General features: G+C 49.1%; 19 protein-coding genes and 1 pseudogene. 19 read left to right on the top strand and 1 reads right to left on the bottom strand.

Features of this window, described 5'->3' with window-relative positions:
- Positions 1–514, bottom strand: a pseudogene (locus tag Q0R37_RS05670) (N,N'-diacetylchitobiose phosphorylase); the annotation flags it as partial.
- A gap of 373 nt (positions 515–887) precedes the next feature.
- Between Q0R37_RS05670 and Q0R37_RS05665 the strand changes: the two are divergent.
- From Q0R37_RS05665 to Q0R37_RS05575, 19 genes are all read left to right on the top strand, one after another.
- On the top strand, positions 888–1,334 hold the full coding sequence (locus Q0R37_RS05665; RefSeq protein WP_294752331.1) for a LytTR family DNA-binding domain-containing protein: 447 nt from the start codon (positions 888–890) through the stop codon (positions 1,332–1,334).
- Positions 1,335–1,346: 12 nt separating this feature from the next.
- Positions 1,347–2,168, top strand: coding sequence for a hypothetical protein (locus Q0R37_RS05660; RefSeq protein WP_294752329.1), 822 nt, complete (start codon positions 1,347–1,349; stop codon positions 2,166–2,168).
- A 240-nt stretch (positions 2,169–2,408) separates the two neighbouring features.
- Positions 2,409–2,888, top strand: coding sequence for a hypothetical protein (locus Q0R37_RS05655; RefSeq protein ID WP_294752327.1), 480 nt, complete (start codon positions 2,409–2,411; stop codon positions 2,886–2,888).
- 337 nt (positions 2,889–3,225) lie between these two features.
- Positions 3,226–3,699, top strand: a complete 474-nt coding sequence (gene rimP, locus Q0R37_RS05650; protein WP_294752325.1) for a ribosome maturation factor RimP — start codon at positions 3,226–3,228, stop codon at positions 3,697–3,699.
- Between the two features lie 44 nt (positions 3,700–3,743).
- The gene (gene nusA / locus Q0R37_RS05645) at positions 3,744–4,949 is read left to right on the top strand and encodes a transcription termination factor NusA (protein WP_294752322.1); all 1,206 of its coding nucleotides are present in this window, start codon (positions 3,744–3,746) and stop codon (positions 4,947–4,949) included.
- A 2-nt stretch (positions 4,950–4,951) separates the two neighbouring features.
- The gene (locus Q0R37_RS05640) at positions 4,952–5,230 is read left to right on the top strand and encodes a YlxR family protein (RefSeq protein WP_294752320.1); all 279 of its coding nucleotides are present in this window, start codon (positions 4,952–4,954) and stop codon (positions 5,228–5,230) included.
- Complete coding sequence (locus Q0R37_RS05635; RefSeq protein ID WP_294752317.1) at positions 5,199–5,522, top strand: ribosomal L7Ae/L30e/S12e/Gadd45 family protein; 324 nt, start codon at positions 5,199–5,201, stop codon at positions 5,520–5,522. Before Q0R37_RS05640 ends, Q0R37_RS05635 begins: the two co-directional genes overlap by 32 nt.
- A gap of 84 nt (positions 5,523–5,606) precedes the next feature.
- Positions 5,607–8,303, top strand: coding sequence for a translation initiation factor IF-2 (gene infB / locus Q0R37_RS05630; RefSeq protein ID WP_294752315.1), 2,697 nt, complete (start codon positions 5,607–5,609; stop codon positions 8,301–8,303).
- Positions 8,304–8,334: 31 nt separating this feature from the next.
- Entirely contained in the window at positions 8,335–8,922 is a 588-nt protein-coding gene (locus Q0R37_RS05625; RefSeq protein WP_294752313.1) for a hypothetical protein, read from the top strand.
- A gap of 17 nt (positions 8,923–8,939) precedes the next feature.
- Positions 8,940–9,278: a 30S ribosome-binding factor RbfA gene (rbfA, locus tag Q0R37_RS05620; RefSeq protein ID WP_294752312.1), complete on the top strand. Its 339-nt coding sequence runs from the start codon at positions 8,940–8,942 to the stop codon at positions 9,276–9,278.
- A 12-nt stretch (positions 9,279–9,290) separates the two neighbouring features.
- Positions 9,291–10,244 carry a DHH family phosphoesterase gene (locus Q0R37_RS05615; protein WP_294752309.1) on the top strand — a complete coding sequence of 318 codons (954 nt, stop codon included), beginning with the start codon at positions 9,291–9,293 and terminating at the stop codon, positions 10,242–10,244.
- The gene (gene truB / locus Q0R37_RS05610) at positions 10,241–11,134 is read left to right on the top strand and encodes a tRNA pseudouridine(55) synthase TruB (protein WP_294752307.1); all 894 of its coding nucleotides are present in this window, start codon (positions 10,241–10,243) and stop codon (positions 11,132–11,134) included. Before Q0R37_RS05615 ends, truB begins: the two co-directional genes overlap by 4 nt.
- A gap of 4 nt (positions 11,135–11,138) precedes the next feature.
- Positions 11,139–12,023: a bifunctional riboflavin kinase/FAD synthetase gene (locus Q0R37_RS05605; protein WP_294752305.1), complete on the top strand. Its 885-nt coding sequence runs from the start codon at positions 11,139–11,141 to the stop codon at positions 12,021–12,023.
- A 123-nt stretch (positions 12,024–12,146) separates the two neighbouring features.
- Positions 12,147–13,268, top strand: a complete 1,122-nt coding sequence (locus Q0R37_RS05600) for an ATP-binding cassette domain-containing protein (RefSeq protein ID WP_294752303.1) — start codon at positions 12,147–12,149, stop codon at positions 13,266–13,268.
- On the top strand, positions 13,268–13,987 hold the full coding sequence (locus Q0R37_RS05595) for an ABC transporter permease subunit (RefSeq protein ID WP_294752301.1): 720 nt from the start codon (positions 13,268–13,270) through the stop codon (positions 13,985–13,987). The genes Q0R37_RS05600 and Q0R37_RS05595 overlap by 1 nt, the downstream gene beginning before the upstream one ends.
- Before the next feature lie 28 nt (positions 13,988–14,015).
- Positions 14,016–15,659, top strand: a complete 1,644-nt coding sequence (locus tag Q0R37_RS05590; protein WP_294752300.1) for a GldG family protein — start codon at positions 14,016–14,018, stop codon at positions 15,657–15,659.
- Positions 15,659–17,173 (top strand): DUF4340 domain-containing protein, encoded by a 1,515-nt coding sequence (locus tag Q0R37_RS05585; RefSeq protein WP_294752298.1) that lies wholly within the window; start codon positions 15,659–15,661, stop codon positions 17,171–17,173. Before Q0R37_RS05590 ends, Q0R37_RS05585 begins: the two co-directional genes overlap by 1 nt.
- Before the next feature lie 17 nt (positions 17,174–17,190).
- Entirely contained in the window at positions 17,191–17,472 is a 282-nt protein-coding gene (locus Q0R37_RS05580; RefSeq protein ID WP_294752295.1) for a hypothetical protein, read from the top strand.
- A gap of 289 nt (positions 17,473–17,761) precedes the next feature.
- Complete coding sequence (locus Q0R37_RS05575) at positions 17,762–21,208, top strand: glycoside hydrolase N-terminal domain-containing protein (protein ID WP_294752294.1); 3,447 nt, start codon at positions 17,762–17,764, stop codon at positions 21,206–21,208.
- Positions 21,209–21,262 lie beyond the last annotated feature (54 nt).

Here is a 21,262-nt window from a genome sequence, read left to right as displayed (position 1 = left end):
GTGTGTACTGGAGGTTTACCTGATCCTGCTCGTAGTTTGGCTCGTTTGTAAACTCAATGAAGCCGAACACGGAGAGCTTTCTCTCCTTTGCGGAGTTATTCGTTACCTTTGCTCTCCATACCTCATAGGTCTTGCCGTAGGGAACATAGTATGTAGTCTCGGACTTTATATCAGCGTACTCGGCTGAAATAACCGTATAGGCAGTACCGTGGCGACATTCGCTCTTGTACTTGTCAAGGGGCTTACCCACTGGCTGCCATGAAGCCGACCAGTAATCGGCGGTATCATTGTCTCTTATATAAATATAGCGGCCGGGGAGCGCCATATCCGAATTGAAGCGGAAACGTGAAAGTCTGCCGTTAGCTCCCGATTTAACGAAGCTGTAGCCGGCTGCGTTATTGGATATCATAGCGCCGTACTCGGGGTCTCCGAGGTAGTTTGCCCATGGTGCGGGGGTCGCGGGGTTAGTGATGACGTATTCTTTGTTCTCAAGATCAAAGTGTCCGTACTGCATATAAAACCATTCTCCTTATCATTCTGCCGTTGGACAGTGCTTTCCTCGGGCAGGAAATATCATTCTAAGTATACCATGTAAAGTATAATTTGACAAGGGGGTAAAAATGAATATATCGTGAACAACAGCAAAAAATGGCATATATTTTACTACATTTTGTAATATAATACTACGAATTTGCTGTTTGTTATCAGATCGGTGCGGATGTTTATACATTTCGTTTTAGCTTGACCGATATGCACACCCGTATGCAAGCTGTGAAGCCGTGAGTGCAAGGTGTGCGGAGAGTATTGATTTTTTCTTATGCTCAATTTATAATAATAACAGATAAGCTTATCAATGATACAGGGAAAAAGGAGGCGGACAGCCGACAATGAAAATAAGATTGCTTGTAAGCGATGAACACTACGACTCCATAGCGGCTGAGCTCATAAAAAAGGGTATAGATATCGACGACGATGCGGAGCTCATACTCTCCGAGCAGAACGTGACGGTCTCGCACCTTATAGCGCGGCGCAATGACGAGATATACAGGCTCGGGACAAAGGATATCTCCCATATCGAGAGCTTTGCACATGATATAGTAGCATACTGCGGCGAGGAGGAGTACAGGCTCTCGGAAACTCTCCGCAGACTTGAAGAGATACTTGACCCCAAGGAGTTTATCCGCGTGAGCAACTCTGTCATAGTGTCAGTGTCGCACATAAAGAGTATACGTCCCGCGCTGTCGCAGAAGTTCCTGCTGACTATGAAGAACGGCGCGAAGGTGGACGTGACGAGGACGTATTACTACATATTCAAGGAATTCTTAGGGATTTAAGGAGGGATAGATATGTCGGAATCAGGAAGATTGATAGGCGTGAGCGTAGTTGCAATTGTGATATTTATAATTATTCCGCTCATTATAGCAGGAGTGTCACTGCTGATATATAAAGCGTCGTACATGCGCAAGCTGAACAAGCGCCTTGCCGAGGGCATGGAAGCGAATATCAAGCCCATGATGCCGCCGCGCAAATTTATAGCACTGACGGTTTGTATAGTTATTTTTTCAATAACTGCGCTGTGGTGTGCGGCATTGGCGTTCTTCTATCTGAAGAACAACAAGCAGGAAAGGGATATGGCTGTATATCCCGCTGCATTTGAGCTGAACGATGAAGGGCTGGAAAATTCTCCCTTTGGGGGATACAAGTTCGGCGACGAGATAAAGGGATACGATCATGTCTCAAAACAGTACGGAGACCTCAAAGTTGAATTCTATATTCTGAACAATACATTGAGCAGTATAATGCCTAATGTTCTTGTAGCCGCTGATTATGCAGGCGATAAGGACAATGTTGTTGTCAGACAGAAAGCAGACTTTGGCGTATCGCAAAGCAACTGGAGCTATACAGGTTTATCTTCGGATCAGCTGACAGTAATAGATGTGGGAGGATACAGAGGTGAATTTACTTATTCCTTTGAGGTGTATAAAGATATGGGCGAAAAAATCGGGCTCACTCTCACAGATAATGATTATATTTCTAAAAGGTGGGAATATATGGACAGTCATGATGCCGATACAAGCTGCAATATAGACTTCAAGGCGGAAGAGCTTTTCGGCAGAGGTGCAGGCATATCTTCTCCGCAGCTGGGGATAATGTTTTATTTTGACTGATACACAGGAAACAGGCGGCTTTTACAGCCGCCTGTTACATTTGTCACTGAGAAGGATACATTTGTCACTCACAAAGTGACAAACATCACCTTTTCAAAAGCCGTTTTCCGAGTATAATAAAAGCATAGGGTTGCGCGACACCTAAAACGAACGAACATCAACATCAGGAACAAAATAAACGAGTAACACAAAACAAAAAATAAGGGTGAAAAATATTTCTATTTGTAAAGGAGAATCATTATGAAAGCTAATTTTAAGAAGACTTTAACAGCCATCGCAGCGACAGCAATGTTTTCAGCTTCAATGCTGAGCATTACCGCAAATGCAGACACTTATGAAAAGAGCAGGAATTTCGGCGGAATAAACGAGCCTGAAATGTCAATAGTGACACAGATGCCCGTATACACAAAGCCCATGTCTACGCTTACAAAACCTATGCCTACGTATACTAAGCCTATACCGACATATACAAAGCCCATGCCTACGCTTACAAAGCCTATGCCGACATATACTAAGCCCATGCCTACTTTTACTAAGCCTATGCCGACTTTCACAAAGCCTATGCCCGAAACATGGATAGACCCCTGTACAGATCCAATAGGCCCTGAAAAATTCGATATTGACGGTATCGACAAGAGGTTCCTTGAGGTCGACCATTACTATATGCAGAGCAATATCAGGACTACGACTACGAAAGTAAACATGGCAGCTGTGAAGTGATGCTGCGGGGGTGAAACGCAGAAGCTTTACGCTTTGAAAAATGATATGGGAACAAAGGGATCAAATAATAGATAAGAAGCTCTCCTTGAAGCCGCCGCAAGGCTCTGAGGGGAGCTTTTTTGCGCGGCAAACGCAGTTCAGAACTCGCTTTGCGGAAAAATCTTCGGTTTTTTGAAAAAAATTCCGAAAAGCACTTGATTTTTGCGAAAAACCGTGGTATAATATTTTATGATGATAGTAAACCCAAAGACCGGAACCCTTCCGGTCTTTAGTATTTATATCGCTACTATTACTTTTCAGAGAAAGGAGAAAACCGATATATCGGGAAAAACTGCCTATGAAATTTAAAAAATTCGGCGGTACGGAACAAAAGGTATACGATCTTATCAAGCCCATAACCGACGAGCTCGGCTACTACCTATGGGACGTGTGCTACGAAAAGGAAGGCGCTATGTGGTACCTGCGGGTGTTCATAGATCAGGACGAGGGGATAACCATTGCGGACTGTGAACGCGCAAACGCTCCCATAAGCGATATCCTTGACGAGAAGGACCCAATTGCACAGAGCTATATGCTCGAGGTCGGCTCGGCAGGTCTGGAGCGCGAGCTCGTAAAAGAGGAGCACTTCGAGGTCTGTCAGGGCGATACCGTAAGGGTACGCTTCATAAGAGAGACCGACGGTGAAAAGGAGATCGTGGCTCAGCTCGTGAGCGCGGACAAAGAGGGCGTGACAGTCATGCTCGGCAGCGGTGAGGAAAAGAAGTTCCCGCTAGCGGATATAGCTTTTGTAAAGCTGTATCTCGATTTCTGAAATGTGAAAAAACAAAATAAAATATATTGGAGGAATTTACAGACATGAACATGAATAAGGACTTTTTCAGGGCGCTTGAAGCTCTCGGCGAAGAAAACAGCGTGGAAACTGATCTTCTTATCGAAAAAGTAAAGTCAGCTATGCTGAAGGCGGCAAGAAGAGCTTATCCTCACAGCGAGGAAAGAATTACGGTGGAGATCGATCCGAAAACGAAGAAGTTCGAAATGTACATCAGACAGGACATCATCGACGATGAGCCTATCGACGAGAACGAGGTAAATATCGACGTCGCAAGGACTATGGACCCCAACGCTATGGTGGGCGGCACTATCATGAAGGAGCTTGACATATCCAAGCTCGGAAGAATGGCTGCTCTCTCCGCAAAGCAGTCCATCAAGGGCGACCTCAGAGAGATCAACCGCGAGCAGATGCTCAGCAAGTTCGAGCAGAAGGAGCATGAATGCATCACTGCAAAGGTATCACAGGTAGAACCCGGCAGAGGAACAGTTACAGTCGTATATGACGGCACTGAGCTCTACCTCTTCCGCAACGAGCAGATACCAGGTGAGAACCTCGAAGAGGGCAAAATGGTAAAGGTGTACATCACAGGCATCATCGGCAAGAACAAGAAGCCTGTAGTCAAGATCTCACGTACTCACAAGGACCTCGTTAAGAGACTCTTTGAGCAGGAAGTCCCCGAGATATACGACGGCACTGTTGAGGTGAAGTCAATATCCCGTGAGGCAGGTTCGAGAACAAAGATAGCTGTATGGTCAAAGGACGAGAATGTTGACGCAGTCGGCGCCTGCATCGGTCCGAAGCGTTCGAGAATAACGGCAGTTGTGAACGAGCTCAGCGGCGAGAAGATAGACATTATCCCGTGGAGCGAGGTCCCCGAGGAATTCATCGCAAGAGCTCTTGCTCCCGCAGAGGTGCTCAAGACTGTCATCACTTCCATGGAAGAGAAGTCCTGTACTGTGATAGTTCCCAACAATCAGCTCTCACTTGCGATCGGCAACAAGGGTCAGAACGCAAAGCTTGCTGCAAAGCTCACAGGCTTCAAGATCGACATCAAGCCCCAGTTCGATACAGTTACCAACGAGGAAGCTCCAGAGCTGAGCCCCGATTTCGTAGCACCTGTATTTGAAGCTGCTCCTCCCGCAGAGGAGAGCGAGGAAACTGCTCAGGCTGAGGAGACAGCTCCCGCAGAGGCAGAGGAAAGCACGGAAGCTGCTGCTGACGAGGAATAATTATGAAGCCGAAGAAAATACCTATGAGAATGTGTCTCGGCTGCAATGAGATGAAGCCCCAAATGGAGCTCATACGTGTGGTGAAGTCTCCCGAGGGCGAGATAAGTCTTGACTTCAAGGGAAAGGCAGCAGGCAGAGGAGCTTATATCTGCCGCAGCACCGAATGTCTTGAAAAAGCAAGAAAAGCAAGACGCTTCGAGAAGTCGTTCTCATGCAGGATAGAGGAAAGCGTATACGAGGTGATGATGGATGAGCTCGGAAAAGAGCCGCAGGACGATTAATCTGCTGGGCATATGCCTGAGAGCGGGCAAGGCGGTAAAGGGCTTCGACAGCGCTGTTGAGGCTGCGAAAAACGGTTTGGCTCATTGTATACTTACAGCTTCGGACACTTCCGAAAAGACAAGGAAGGAAGTCGGATTCTACTGCGAAAAGTTCGGGATAAAGCACCTGCCTGCCGACGTGAGCAAGTCCGAGATAGGACGGCTCTGCGGCAAGGAAACAGGGGTCATAGCAGTGACCGACAAGGGCTTTTCGGACGGCTTTGAAAAGATAATATCCGAGATATCGCATTAATGCGTTTATATAGATGTTTATGGAAAACATTTTATACTGATGCCGCATATCCGCGCGGCAGAGATTATGGAGGTAATCAAGCCTATGGCAAAAAAGATAAAGTTAAGCGACGCTGCAAAAGATCTTAATATCCCTGCACAGGAGATCATTGATCTCTTTGCGGAGAAAGGTGACAACAAGAAGAAAACAGGCTCCTCACTTACTGAGGAGGAAATGAATACGGTGCTTGAGCACTACACGAAGGACCGCTATTCGGTAAACTCCTTCAACGACTACTTCAATTCAAAGAGCGATCCCCGCCCTGCTAAGGCGGAAGAGCCCAAGGAAGAGAAAAAGGCCGCAAAGAAGCCTGCCGAGAAGAAGGCTGCCGAGCCCAAGAAGGAAGAGAAAAAGGCAGCTGCTCCCAAGGCTGAGAAGAAGGAGGAGCATAAGAACGCTCCCAGAAAGGCTGAGACAAAGCCCGCCGAAAAGCCCGCCGAGAAGAAGGCTGCTGCTCCCGCGAAAAAGGCAGAGCCCGAGAAGAAGCAGGAAACAGCTCACGTGAAGGAAGCTCCCAAGGCTGAGGCAAAGACCGAAGAGTCCAAGGCAGAGCCTGTAAAGGCTCAGGAAGCTCCAAAGGCAGAGCCCGAAAAGAAGCAGGAAGCAGCTCCCGCAAAGGAAGCTCCCAAGCCTGCCGCTTCCGTTCAGGAGAAGAAGCCCGACAAGAAAAAGGACAAGAAGAAGGAGCAGGCAAAGGCTCAGGACAGAGGCGAGCGTACAAAGTTCAATGCTGCTTTCAGCTCAGAGACAGCTCAGACTTCGACCCAGCGCCGTACAGTAGATACAAGAGGAAGCTATGTAGACCTCGATAAGTACAACGAGAGATACGACCAGATGGCTACCTCCAACAAGCACAAGAATGACAACTACTCCTCAAAGAAGCAGAAGATCAATCAGAAGTCTGCTCAGAGGAACCGTCAGCAGTTCTCAAAGAAGGAGTCCGAGACAGAGAAGCTCAAGAGACTGGAGCTGGAAAGAGCAAGAAAGCAGCAGCTCAAGGTGCTCATCCCCGACAATATCACAGTCGGCGAGCTTGCATCCCGCCTCAAGGCTACAGCTACGGACGTTATCAAGCAGCTCATGAAGCTGGGCGTAATGGCTTCCATAAATCAGGAGATAGACTTTGATACTGCCGCTATCGTTGCGGACGAAATGGGTGCAAAGGTAGAAAAGGAGGTCATCGTTACCATTGAGGAGCGTCTTATCGACGATACAGACGATGACGATACCAACCTTCAGCCGCGCTGCCCTGTTGTAGTAGTAATGGGACACGTAGACCACGGTAAGACTTCTATCCTTGACCGTATCAGAAACGCTCATGTCGCAGCAGGCGAGGCAGGCGGAATCACGCAGCATATCGGTGCTTATCAGGTAAATATCAACGGACAGGACATCACCTTCCTCGATACTCCGGGACATGAGGCGTTCACATCAATGCGTGCAAGAGGTGCGAATATCACAGATATCGCTATCCTCGTAGTTGCCGCAGACGACGGCATCATGCCGCAGACCATCGAGTCCATCAACCACGCGAAGGCTGCGGGAGTTTCCATTATCGTTGCTATCAACAAAATGGATAAGGAGGGCGCAAATCCCGACCGTATCAAGGAAGAGCTCACAAAGTACGACCTCGTATGCGAGGACTGGGGCGGCGATGTAATATGCGTACCCGTTTCAGCCAAGACAGGCGAGGGAATTGACGAGCTCCTTGAAAATGTTCTCCTCGTTGCCGAGGTCAAGGAGCTCAAGGCTAACCCCGACAGACTTGCAAAGGGTACTGTTATCGAAGCACGTCTCGACAAGGGCAGAGGTCCTATCGCAACACTTCTCGTACAGAACGGTACGCTCAGACAGGGCGATGTCCTCATTGCAGGAACAGCTGTGGGACGTGTACGTGTAATGACAAACGACAAGGGAAGGACCGTTAAGGCGGCAGGTCCGTCAGTGCCTGTTGAGATAACAGGTCTTGCAGAGGTCCCCAGTGCAGGTGATATCTTCAATGCAGTTGAGGACGAAAGACTTGCAAGAGAGCTCGTTGAGCAGAGAAAGCACGAGGCTAAGCAGGAGCAGTTCAACGCTTACCGCAAGGTAACTCTCGACAATCTGTTCAGTCAGATCGCAGAGGGCGAGATCAAGGAGCTGCCTATCGTTGTAAAGGCAGACGTTCAGGGATCTGTTGAAGCTGTAAAGCAGTCGCTTGAAAAGCTCTCCAACGACGAGGTAAGAGTAAGAGTCATCCACGGAGCTGTAGGAGCTGTCAAGGAGAGCGACGTAATGCTGGCAAATGCTTCAAACGCTATCATCGTCGGCTTCAATGTAAGACCAGATCCCGTTGCAGCGGACAGTGCCGCACGTGACGGAGTAGACATCAGACTTTACCGCATCATCTACGACGCTATCGAGGAGATATCCACCGCCATGAAGGGGATGCTCGCTCCGAAGTACCGCGACGTAGAGCAGGGAAGAGTCGAGGTGCGTCAGGTATACAAGATATCCAATGTGGGAATGGTAGCGGGAAGCTACGTTCTCAGCGGCAAGGTTACAAGAGGAAGTCAGGTGCGTGTTGTGCGTGACGGAATCATCATTGCAGATGACAAGATCGCAGGCCTCAAGCGCTTCAAGGACGACGCAAAGGAAGTTGCCGAGGGCTATGAGTGCGGTATCAGCCTTGAAAAGTTCGCAGACGTCAAGGAGGGCGATATCTTCGAGACGTATATCGTTGAGGAATACCGCGAGGACTGATATTATATTATGATATAAGGGGGAGTTTCTGATGGATAACAGCAGAATGAGTACTGCGGATATGCTGCAGTACTGCGACGAGGCACTGGCATGGGACGATTTCGGACCGATAGATATTTTCTTCTTCCAGTCGGTAAAGAAGATTCTTCTCGGCCAGTGCAGTGCAATGGAAGAGCCTGAGGAAGATCTCGGAGACCTCATGGGCATCGAGCGTCCCGTAAGCGACACGGAGCTCGAGCCCGAGTACGGAAAATATGCCGATATATACTACGGCGAAGAGGGCGACGACGATATTCCCGATTACAGCGCAACAGCTGAGGATCAGGCTTTTTCGGCAGATATGTTCAAAGGCGGATTTTTCAATGATCCCGAGGGCACAGCGGCTGTGGAAGCTGCTGAGGCGGAGGCTGAGGCAGCCGTGAAAAAGCCCGAGGAAAAGGCAGCGGCAAAGACTTCAAAGAAGCCTGCCGCAAAGAAACCCGCAGCAAAGAAAACGGCAGCAAAAAAGCCTGCCGCAAAGAAGCCCGCTGCGAAAAAAGCTTCTGCAAAGAAGGAAAAATCTGCCGAGTCCGATAAGCATGAAGAGACAGCAGGAGGCGGCTTTACCGTCAAACTGTAACGACAGAAAGGAATAAAATGCCTAATTTCAAGAACAGCCGTATGGCTGAAGATATAAAACGTGAGATGACAGCTATCCTCCGCGAGTTAAAGGATCCGAGGATAGACAAGATGCTCACGATCGTAAGAGCTGACCTCTCGGGCGATATGTCGAGCTGCAAGATATACGTTTCCAGCTTTGACGGTATAGAGAGGGCTAAGGAATCGGTTGAGGGATTAAAAAGCGGCGCAGGCTTCATCAAGCGCGAGCTTTTTCACAGACTTAAGATGCGTAAGTCGCCCGAGCTTACTTTTATCGCCGACAACTCCATCGAGAGAAGTGCGGAGATAAGCAAGAAGCTCCACGACTTGCTGTAAGGAGGGCTTTGTATGTTCATTGGATTCAGTGAGGCTGAGCTCTTTCTCAGAAACTGCGAGGACGCAGTTATAATTACTCATCGCAATCCTGACGGAGACTGTATAGGCGCGGGCTTTGCAATGAAGGATCTGCTTGCACAGATGGGTATCCGAAGCAGGGTAGTATGCCACGATGTATTCCCGTCACGCTACAGCTTCCTCACGGAAGGGGGCGCAGGCGAGGATTTTGAGCCTAAGACCATTATCGCGGTGGATATAGCCGATGAGACCCTTATGGGCAATTATAAGGAGATCTACGGAGGAAGAGTACAGCTCTGTATCGACCATCATATCTCAAACAACAACTATGCGGAGAAAACTCTTCTCCGCGGTGATGCTACCGCTGCCTGCGAGATCATCTATGACCTTGCACAGTATATGCATATCAAGATAACGAAGCACTGCGCTATGTGCCTGTATACTGGCATAGCTACGGATTCGGGCTGCTTCAAGTACGACTGCACAACTCCCCGTGCCCATGAGATAGCTGCGGAGATGATGAAGAGCTTCGATATCAATTTTGCACGTATAAACCGCTATATGTTCGACGTAAAGTCAATGGGCAGACTCAAGCTCGAGGCAAAGGTAAACGAGCTCATGGAGTACTGTCTCGGCGGAAAGATCGCCATTGCTGCGGTAACTCAGGAAATGATGAAGGATATGGGCGTATCAATGGAGGAGCTCGAGGGCTTCGCTCCGCTCACTATCCAGCTTGAGAACACAGAGGTGGGAATACTCATGCGCGAGCGTGAGGACGGCGTATTCAAGTGCTCGCTCCGTTCCGCAAATGATGTCAACGTATCGAAGATATGCCAGTCAATAGGCGGCGGCGGTCACGCAAAGGCTGCGGGCTGCACTATAAGCGGCCCTCTTGAGGACGCAAAGAAACAGCTCATCGAGGCTGTCGGAAAGGCGCTTGGTGAATGAACGGGATACTCTGCGTTGACAAGCCGCAGGACTTCACATCATTTGACGTTGTTGCGAAGCTCCGCGGGATACTGCGTATAAAGCGTCTCGGTCACGGCGGCACTCTCGACCCTATGGCTACGGGAGTACTGCCGGTGTTCGTCGGAAATGCCACCAAAGCCTGCGATATAATGCCCGACAATACCAAGAGCTACCGTGCGGGCTTCCGTCTGGGAGCTGTGTCGGATACTCAGGATGTATGGGGCGAGGTGCGCGAAAGCTCGGATATGGCTGTGAGCCGCGGACAGATAGAAGCTGTTATCCCCGATTTCACCGGCAGGATAATGCAGCTCCCGCCGATGTATTCGGCTGTTCAGGTGAACGGTCAGCGCCTTTACGACCTTGCAAGGCAGGGTATAGAGGTGGAGCGTCAGGCGCGTGAGACAGAGGTCAGCAGCCTTGTGCTGGAGGAGTATGACATCAGCACCCGTGAGGGCGTTTTGTCCATATCCTGCGGCAAGGGCACCTATATAAGGACTATTATCAGTGATATCGGCGAAAAAATAGGCTGCGGCGGCATAATGACCTCACTTGTTAGAACGTCGTCGGGCGGCTTTACACTTGCGGACTGCCATACTCTTGAGGAGATACAGCAGGCAAGAGACGAGGACAGGCTTGAGGGGCTCATACTGCCTATAGAGCGTGTTTTTGAGAAGCTCCCGAAGCTGAGGCTGGGTGAGGCTCAGACAAAAATGTACAGAAACGGCGTAAAGCTCGATATATCAAGGCTCAGAGACATTCGCAGCGGAGTTGAGAGCTACGGAGTGTACGGCTTTGACGGGGGCTTTATAGGTACTGCCTTTGCCGACTTTGAAAGCGGCGAGCTCCGTATCGGAAAGAATTTAGGGTGACTGTATGGAAAAAAAGCTTTCATCGGTCGCTCTCGGGATATTTGACGGTGTACACCTCGGACACCGCGCGGTCATAAACGCTGCGCTGGCTCAGAGGGAAAAGGGGCTTGCGGCAGCGGTATTCACCTTCGGGCCCGAGTGCGCTCTGCGTAAGGCAGGGGGCTCTTCGGGGTATATCTATACGGAAGCGGAAAAGGACATGATACTGCGGGAGCAGCTGGGCGTGGACATTGTTTTCAGTCCGTCCTTTGAGAGCCTCTGCGGACTTTCGGGCGAGGAATTCGCACGGGATATCCTTGCGGAGCGCATGGGCGCTGCTCATGTGTGCTGCGGCGGGGATTTCAGGTTCGGCAGAAAGGCTTCCTGCGGCGCTGAGGAGCTTAAGGGCTTCGGAGAACGCTTCGGCTTTGAGGTCGAGGTAGTCGGCGCAGTTGAATACGGCGGCAGCATCGTGTCGTCAAGCCGTATAAGAGAGATCCTGCTGGCAGGGGATATCCCTGCGGCAAACTGCCTGCTGGGCTCGGATTATTTCATAAATGCAGAGGTAGCGGACGGTAACCACATAGGCAGGACTATCGACTTCCCTACTATAAATCAGGACTTCGGTGACGGTCAGCTCGTGCCGAGGTACGGCGTTTACGCTACAAGCACCGAAATAAACGGAAAAATGTACAGCTCCGTGACCGATGTGGGAGTGAAGCCTACCATAGAGGGAGTTCGCAGACCACTTGCGGAGACGCATATCATCGGCTTCAGAGGCGACCTTTACGGAATGACCGTCAGCGTCAGCTTTCACAGCTTTATACGCCCCGAAAGGAAATTCGGCTCTCTTGACGAGCTGAAAAGGCAGATAAATGCGGATATAAAGTCTGCCATGAATATATTGTAAAAAATTCGCACTGCTTTCACTCTGTTATCACATAAAGGTATTAACATAGTAAAGGCTGTAAAATATAGCGGCACTGCTTTGGCTGTGCCGCAGCAACATACGCAATAAGGAGGGTAAAACCCAATGATAGAGGTCAGGAACCTTACTAAGAAGTACGGTGACAAGGTCGCTGTAAAGAATATAAGTTTCAAGGTCGAAAAGGGTGAGATACTCGGATTTCTCGGGCCGAACGGTGCGGGAAAATCAACTACTATGAATATGCTTACGGGATATATCTCGTCCACTTCGGGACAGGTCCTCATAGACGGCACGGATATTCTTGAAGAGCCTAAGAAAGCCAAGGCAAATATAGGCTATCTTCCCGAGATACCGCCTATTTATGTGGATATGACCGTTGAGGCTTATCTCAGCTTCATATACGATCTGAAAAAGTGTAAGCTCCCGAGAAAAGCTCACCTGAAGGATGTCTGCAATCTCTGCAAGATAGAGGATGTAAGACACAGGATAATCAAGAACCTGTCAAAGGGATATCGTCAGAGAGTAGGTCTTGCTCAGGCGCTCATAAACAATCCGCCCGTGCTTATCCTTGACGAGCCTACAGTCGGTCTCGACCCGAACCAGATCATCGAGATAAGAAGCCTTATCAAGAAGCTCGGCAAAAGACACACTGTTATACTTTCATCACATATTCTCCCCGAGATACAGGCTGTCTGCGACAGGATAATCATTATCAACAAGGGAGAGGTCGCCGCTGACGGTACTGCGGACGAGATCGCCCACAATATCACCAACGAGCATAAAATGACGCTTCGTATCGAAGGTCCTACCCATACCGCAGATGACAAGCGCCTTATAACGGACGCTATCAAGGCTATAAACGGCATCAAGTATATCCGTGCCGATATGGAGCGCGAAAAGGGCATATACGACTACGACGTGGAGACCGACGGTCAGACAGACGTAAGACGCGAGATAAACAGGGTATGCAGCGAAAACGGCTGGAATATCCTTATGCTCCAGCTTTCAGATCTCACTCTCGAGGACATCTTCCTTAAGATAACCATGGACGAGGGCATAGACACCGGAGCCAACAGGAAGAAAAAATCTGCTTCTCCGAAAATAGACCTTAAAGTCGACGAAAAAGGCAGGCTCAGCGCCGTTAAGGATGACAGCTCCGAAGAGGAAGAAACGGCTGTACCCGAAAAGGAAGCAGAAAATGAAGAAAGCAACGGAGGTGAGGAATAATGCTGGCGATCTACAGACGTGAAATGGGCTCATTCTTTACATCGGGCGTTGCATATGTATTTCTTGCCGTCTTCTGGCTCGTTTCGGGAATATTCTTCTATAATACTGTAATACTTGCGGGAAATGCGGATACTTCAAGTCTTTTCCAGTCAATGTTCATCATTGTACTGTTCCTCATTCCCATACTCACGATGAAGCTCATCAGTGAGGAGAAAAAGAACAAGACGGATCAGGGGCTCCTGACCGCTCCAATAAGCCTTTGGGACATCGTCCTCGGCAAATACTTTGCAGCTCTTACACTGTATATCATTGCCGAGTCAATAATATTTGTGTATGCATTCATAATCAATTATCTCGGTGATGTGATATGGCCGTCACTGCTGGGCAACTATTTTGCTATGCTGTTCCTCGGAGCCGCATTCATAGCAGTTGGACTGTTCATATCCTCTCTTACCGAAAATCAGATGGCTTCCGCGGTAGTATGCCTCGTGGTTCTGGTGGTCATCTACCTTTCGGAAAACCTTGTCGCTTCCTTCGAGAACGGCAATTTTGCCAAGAGACTTGTTTATAAGGCAGTATCAAATATAGCCTTCTATTCAAGATATGTTGAATTCACAAGGGGAGTATTCAGCCTTCCGAGTGTATTATTCTTTGTCAGCACAGCTTTCATCTTTAATTTCCTGACCGTCAAGGGTCTGGAAAAGAGACGCTGGAGCTGAGCTACAGGAAAGGAAGGTTTTGATACAGATGAGTAAAAAAGATCTCGATGAAAAGGAAATCAAAGAGACTGCCGATGCAGCAGCAGAAGCTGCTGAGGAGATCGGTGAAGCTGCTGAGGAAAAGATCAGCAAGTGGAACAGCAGAAGAATAAAGTACGGTTCGATGTTCTATATCATCATCGCACTCGTTCTTGCTATAGTAGTAGTCATCAACATCATGGTGAGCATGGTGGCAAAGAGGTCTCCGCTGAAGATAGACATTTCTCCCGATAACAGGTACGATCTCAGCGAAGAGTCAATAAATGCAATGAAAAATCTCACCAAGGATGTTGAGATAACAGTTACCTCAACAAAGGATTATTTTGAGGCTCTCAGACAGTACAGAGAGAATTACTACGCTCAGAATTACGGAGTTCCCTCTGATATCCCCTATGACATGATACCCGAGATACTCGATAAGTATTCGGTATATGCACAGCAGGGCAGCGGCAGCGTAAGCGTAAAATACGTTAATATGGATATCGACCCCGATATCATAAACAAATATAAGGAAAACTACAACGGCGATATCGGCAGCGGCAGCATCATCGTAAGCTCGGGCGGCAGAGTTAAGGTGCTCTCCGAGAGCGATGTAATGAATATGCTGGCATATGATGAGAATGCGCTGAAAAACCAGCAGCTCATATTCAACTTCGCAGGCGAAAGTATGCTCACATCGGCTATCAGGAGCGTTACGGACGACGATATCGTAAAGGTGGCATTTGCCAATACAATGAACGGAGCTTCTCTCTATGACGCTCAGTTCTACAGCGATGCAGCTCATACATTCGAGAATGAGCTCCTTTCAAAGAACGGCTATGACTGCACGGAAATAGATATCGCAAAGGACGAGTTATCTCCTGCCGATTATGATATGGTAGTAGTTTTTGCTCCCTCCGTTGACTTTACCGAGGATATAATCAAGAAGCTCAGCGATTTCCTCTACAACGGCGGAAATTACGGCAAGAACATGATATATACTCCCGATTTCAGCAAGTCGGGGCTGACGAATATCGACAGCTTCCTTGCGGACTGGAGCATAAAGGTAGAGGATAATCTTGTATATGACGACAAAAACGCTATCATGTACAATACTATGGTATTGCTCAATGTAAGCGATACAGAAGCCGTTGGTGCTCTGCCTAACGAAAAGCTCCCTATAGTTGCAGACCGTTCAAGAGAGCTCTCTCAGATCAAGAAGAACAACGAGGATATCGTCAAGGAAGTGCTCAGCTCATTTGACACTTCTTATACAGCCGATATTAAAGAAAAGGACGGAAAGTTCGGAGAAAACGGTGCAAGACCTGTAATCATGCTCTCAAGAAAGGAGCGCTCCGAGGAATTCAAGCTCCTGGCGAGCCAGCTTCTCGTAATAGGAAGTCCTCTTATGACAGGAAGCACATATATCCAGCAGAATAATACGTTCAACAACGCAAATGTGCTTATCAATACTATCAATAATATGACAGGCAAGGAGAACGGCACTGTCATCCCCGACAAGAGCCTCCAGAGCTCGTTCATAGCTCCTACCGCGAAGCAGGTAAGGAATATCCGCATCATCGTTATGTGGATAATACCTTTCATTATTGCTGCTGTCGGCGTATTCGTACTGTTAAGGAGAAGAAATAAGTAATGAAAAAGCAGGCAAAGGGAATAATTGCTCTCAGCGCTGTTCTTGCAGCGCTGCTGGGCGGAGGATATGCTTATATGAAGCTCACGCCCGATGATACCGATAAGGGCGGCAGCTCCAGTAATCTTGAACTGCTGGCGACTACAGCCGACGGTGAGGGTACTGTCCTTGTAAGCGACGGCGATGAAGGAGTTGTGAAAAAAGCCGCAGTCACCAACAAAAGCGGTAAAATGACCGCTCTGATAAAGACAGCTCCCACAGCAGAAGGGGAGTCTGCGGCATATACCCTTGAGGGATACTCGGACCTTGATATCGACGAAGCTATGGTATCAACACTGGCAAATAACGGCAACGGCCTTACTGCAAAGTCCGTCGTTGCAAGAGGCTGTGAGGATACTTCAAAATACGGCTTTGACGACCCTCACGCAACAGTAGAGATCACATACGAATCGGGAAAAGTCGTAAAATTTTTCTTGGGCGATACAGCTCCCTCAAAGGAGTCGATATACGTAATGGTGGACGGCAGCAATGACGTTTACGCTGTTGAGCCGTCAAATGTCGCCTCCTATACCAGAGAATTGAAGGATTTCATAAAGACTACCGTGCTCGCAAAGCCTGAGGACGGCTCGGAGCCCGATGTAGAGCGCGTCGAGATCGAGCGCAGCGATATGGACACAAATATCCTCATAGAGTACGACAAGGACAGCGAGGGCGCTCATTCGGGCGGTACTTCATCGTCCTTCAAGATGATAACTCCTACGGAGAGCTATCTTACTGTTGAGGGCTCCACAACTGTTATAACGGGTATGTTCGGACTTAATGCTTCGGAGATATATGTGCTCCACTGCACAGAGGAGGATATCAAGAACGCAGGTCTCAGCGAGCCTTTCTGCAGGGTCTCTGTTGAGTGCAAGGACGGCAGCAGCCATGTGCTGCTCCTCAGCGAAGTGTTTGCGGATAATTCGGGCACGAAGTGCTGCTACGGAATGCTTGAGGGAGGCAATGTTATATATATCATTCCCGAGGGCAAAGCTCCGTGGCTCGGTGTTCAGCCAATAGATATCGCAACAAGGATGCTTATAACCTCATATGTATGGAACATCACGGATATGACCGTAAGCGGAGGCGGCGAGAAGGCGGAATTCGTCATAAAGCCGTCAGATCCCGAGAATATCCCCGAAAATCCCAAATCCGAGGATTTCAAGGTAACTCTCAACGGCAGCGAGTTCGATTCCGAGAGATACAGAAAGCTCTATGCATTCATCAACAGCTCCAATGCGGAGGAATTCGCGCTGGGTGTTCCCGTACCCGAGGGAGAGCCGCAGGCAACAATAAAGTATTATGATTCATACAGAGGAAAGACTGAGACATATGATTTCTATGATGATTCGGTAATGCGTTCACTCATAGTCGTTGACGGCGAGAGCAAGTATTACTGCACAAAGTCATTTGTCAGCGTCCTTTTGGACAACATACGCAGATTGGAGTCGGATGAAGATTTCGTCACGACATGGTAATTTCAAGGAGGTATATAATGATCGAGAAATTCAACACATACAAGGGTTATCCGCTGGTAAGAAGCGGCAATCAGATATACTACGGCTATATGTCAGATCCTTATGTTATTTTTATCCAGATTCTCGAAACGGAAGAGGAGAACGGTGAGCAGATGACTTCAAAGGTAAGAGTTGTACAGATGGATACCAACGAGCCTGACCCTCTCAAGGCTTTTGTCAAGAACGCAGAGCGCGAGTGCGGTCTTTATGAAGCTCTCGATATTGCCAATGTCTGGCTTGAAAAGGCATTGAAAGGCTGAAATACTCAATAAACAATATAATTATCAGACACCTGTGAGACAGTTCGGAAGAGCTGTTCCTGCAGGTGTTTGTTTTCTTATACTGCTCCTTAAAAATTACTTAAATCTTGCCCTCTTATGTATCGTTTTCGCAAAATTATCACCTTAAATGTATTGACTTTGTGGAAACTGTATATATTTTATTGACATTTTGTTGCACAGGTGGTAATATTTAATATATAAAGAGACAAACAGTACCTGTCTGTCAGGGGATATACAGGCAGGGTATCCATCAGGGAGTTGGTAAGGAATGAAACTTAAAAAGACAAAAAGGCTCATTTCCGTTTTCCTTTCAGCCTGTATGGCAATACCGCCCATATACGGCGGAAGTCCGACCATGCGGCTGAAAAACACAGATGCGGCGGCAGCTGCGGTCTATCCGCATGATGACGACCTCGTTCTCCGCTATGACAGCATGGCAGGCTTTGTCAATACCGACAACGCCTTCAACAACGACGAGTCGTTCTACAAGGCGCTTCCGCTGGGAAACGGACGTATCGGCGCAATGGTTTACGGCAATTGCCCCGATGAGCTGATCGACATCAATGAGTGTAACGTTTGGAGCTCGGGTCCCGGCGACAACAACAGAAGCGATGCTGCCTCACATATCAAGGAGGTGCAGGAGCTCCTCAAAAACGGAAAGTACAACGACGCAAACGGCATCGTCGGACGGTATATGATCGGCGGCGGTGAAGCAAAATATCAGAAAGTAGGTGCATTAAAGCTCAGCTTCGGACATGAGAGAGTGGGGGATTATTCCCGTGAGCTCGACATGAACGACGCTGTTTCAAGAACGACTTACACCTTCGGCGGCAAGAAATACACCCGCGAGACCTTCGTGAGCCATCCCAATCAGGTAATGGTAACACGCATAACCTGCGACAGCCCGAACTCCGTATCGCTGACAGCAGGCTATGACGGCGTACTAAACGGCGGAGTGACCACCGACGGGAACGATACTCTCGTTGCAAACGGTCACGGTGACGAGGATCTGTGGATCAGGGGCGCTGTTTATTTCTCATCACGCAGCAGGTTCATACCCGACGGCGGAAGGGTGAGCGCAGGCAGCGGCAAGGTAACGGTATCTGATGCAAATTCGCTTATAATACTCACATCTGTCCGTACTAATTTCGTTGACTACAAGACCTGTAACGGCGACGAAAAAGGCGGCGCTGCGGCAGATATCGAAAGAGCTTCAAAGCTCTCATACGAGACCCTCTACGAAAACCACAAGGCTGATTATCAGGAGCTCTTCAAGCGTGTGGACGTTGACCTCGGCGGAGATACCGCAAATGTGCTTAAAATGACTGCTCCGCAGCGCATAGCGGACTTCGGCCGTTCAGATGACCCGAAAATGGTCAAGACCCTCTTCCAGTACGGCAGATACCTCATGATAAGCGCTTCACGTGACGCGCAGCCGATGAATTTACAGGGCATATGGAATAAATACTCCTCTCCCGCATGGGGAAGCAAGGCGACCACAAATATAAATTACGAAATGAATTACTGGCCTGCATTCACCACAAATCTTGCCGAATGCTTCGCTCCGTTCGCAGAGAAGGCAAAGGGACTGGCAGAGGCAGGCAGTAAGACTGCAAAGGCAAACTACGGCATAAACAAGGGCTGGGTGCTCCACCACAATACCGACCTGTGGAACAGGACGGGCGCTATCGACGGCGCGTGGGGACAGTGGCCCACAGGAGGCGCATGGGTGTCAAATATGCTCTATGACGCTTACCGCTTCAATCAGGACGAGGAATACCTCGCAGACATTTACCCCGTTATCAAAGGCAGTGCGGAGTTTCTCAATGAGCTCATGACAACTGCCGATATAAACGGTCAGGAGTATGCGGTCATAAGTCCGAGTACCTCTCCCGAGATAAATCTCCCCGCATATCCCGACGCCTGCATAGACCAGAGCATTACCATGGACAACGGCATAGCCCGTGAGCTGTTCAAGGACGTTGCGGAGGCTTCGGAGATACTTGGCACTGACGCGGAGCTCCGCAGTCAGCTCAACTCAAAGCTCACCCTTATCCGCCCCGAGACTATAGGCAAATGGGGACAGATACAGGAATGGGCTCAGGATTGGGACGATCCCAACGAAAAGCACCGCCATATCTCCCATATGTATGCACTTTACCCCGGATTTGAGATAACTCCCGAGGACAATCCCGCTACCGCAAAGGCAGCTGCCGCATCTCTCAACGGACGCGGCGACGACGGTACGGGCTGGTCCGAGGCATGGAAGCTCAACTGCTGGGCAAGGCTGGAGGACGGCGCTCATGCTTACAACCTCGTAAAGCTGCTTATTTCTCCCGTAAACAACTACGGCAGGCTTTACGATAATCTGTGGGACGCACATCCGCCATTCCAGATAGACGGAAACTTCGGCTTCACATCGGGTATCGCGGAAATGCTCCTGCAAAGTCAGAACGACGTTATAACCCTTCTCCCCGCACTTCCGAAGCAGTGGTCGGACGGGCACGCTAACGGTCTCTGTGCCCGCGGCAACTTTGAGGTAACAGAGATGAGCTGGAAGAACGGTATGCTTGAAAAAGCGGCTATACTATCAAAGTCGGGCGGCACCTGTACCGTAAGATACAACGGCACGACGATAAGCTTTGACACCGAAAAGGGTAAGGAGTACAGGCTCAGCGGCGAATTGCAGCTTGACAGCGCTTCAAGCGCTCTGCAAAATCTTGCTCTCAATAAGGAGGTCACAGCATCGGGCTCCGAGAAGAACGCCGACGCTTCTTTCATATGCGACGGAAGCGACAATACCAAATGGAGTCACAATGACGGGCTCGGCGGCGAATGGGTGCAGACAGACCTCGGCGAGAGCTATGATATACAGCGCTGGAACGCAAGGTTCGCAGGCGTAAAGGAGGATATAAAATTCAACCCCCGCGATTTCAGGATACAGGCCAGTGAAGACGGCAAAAGCTGGACTGATATAGCCGCTGTCTACGGCAATACAAAGAGCTCCTGCGGACGGAATGTCAGCGGATTTTCGGCAAGGTACATCAGACTGGAAATGATAACATCAACTCAGACCAACGATGGAGGAGCTTCGGTCTATGAGCTGGAAATATGGGGCAGGGACGGCAAACCGCCTGTTCCGCGCACCGCTTACAGGACCTATAACGGCAGAGGATACAATTTCATGTACGGCGGTATCCGAAAGGACGACAGCGGCAGCAGCGCAATAGGCTACATTACCGACGGTTCGTATATAGTTTTCCGTGATCTCGACTTTGAGAGTGGCGCGGAGGGTTTCCGCGTAAGTGCGGCAAGCGCTACAGAGGGCGGAGCTATCGAGATACGCATCGGCGCTTCAGACGGCGAGCTCATAGGCAAGTGCGATGTTCCCGGAACTGACGGCTGGGACAAGTATAAGAAATTGAGCTGCAAGACAGGACAGTGTACGGGAGCTCAGGACGTTTACCTTGTATTCAGGGGCGGCGACGGCTATCTGTTCAATGTTGAGGACTTCGGCTTCTATGGCATAAAAGGGGATATAAACGGCGACAGGCGTGTTGATGTATTCGATATGCTGCGTTACAGGAAAGCTCTCACGGAACAGGTGAAGCTCACAGGTCTTTCGCTTTCAAACGCTGACATCAACGGCGACAGCGAAACAGGCATTGCAGACGCGGTGATGCTTCAGAAGCAGCTGCTCGGTAAAGTTTTATAAATGCGATCATTTCCCCGTATACATTCATCCCAAAGCCCCTGTGACCCAATGGTC

The organism is uncultured Ruminococcus sp. (genome assembly GCF_946415235.1).
In the GTDB taxonomy this organism is placed as follows: Bacteria; Bacillota; Clostridia; order Oscillospirales; family Ruminococcaceae; genus Ruminococcus.
The sequence above is the reverse complement of the archived record's forward strand: the minus strand, read 5'-3'. Positions and strand labels throughout refer to the sequence as shown.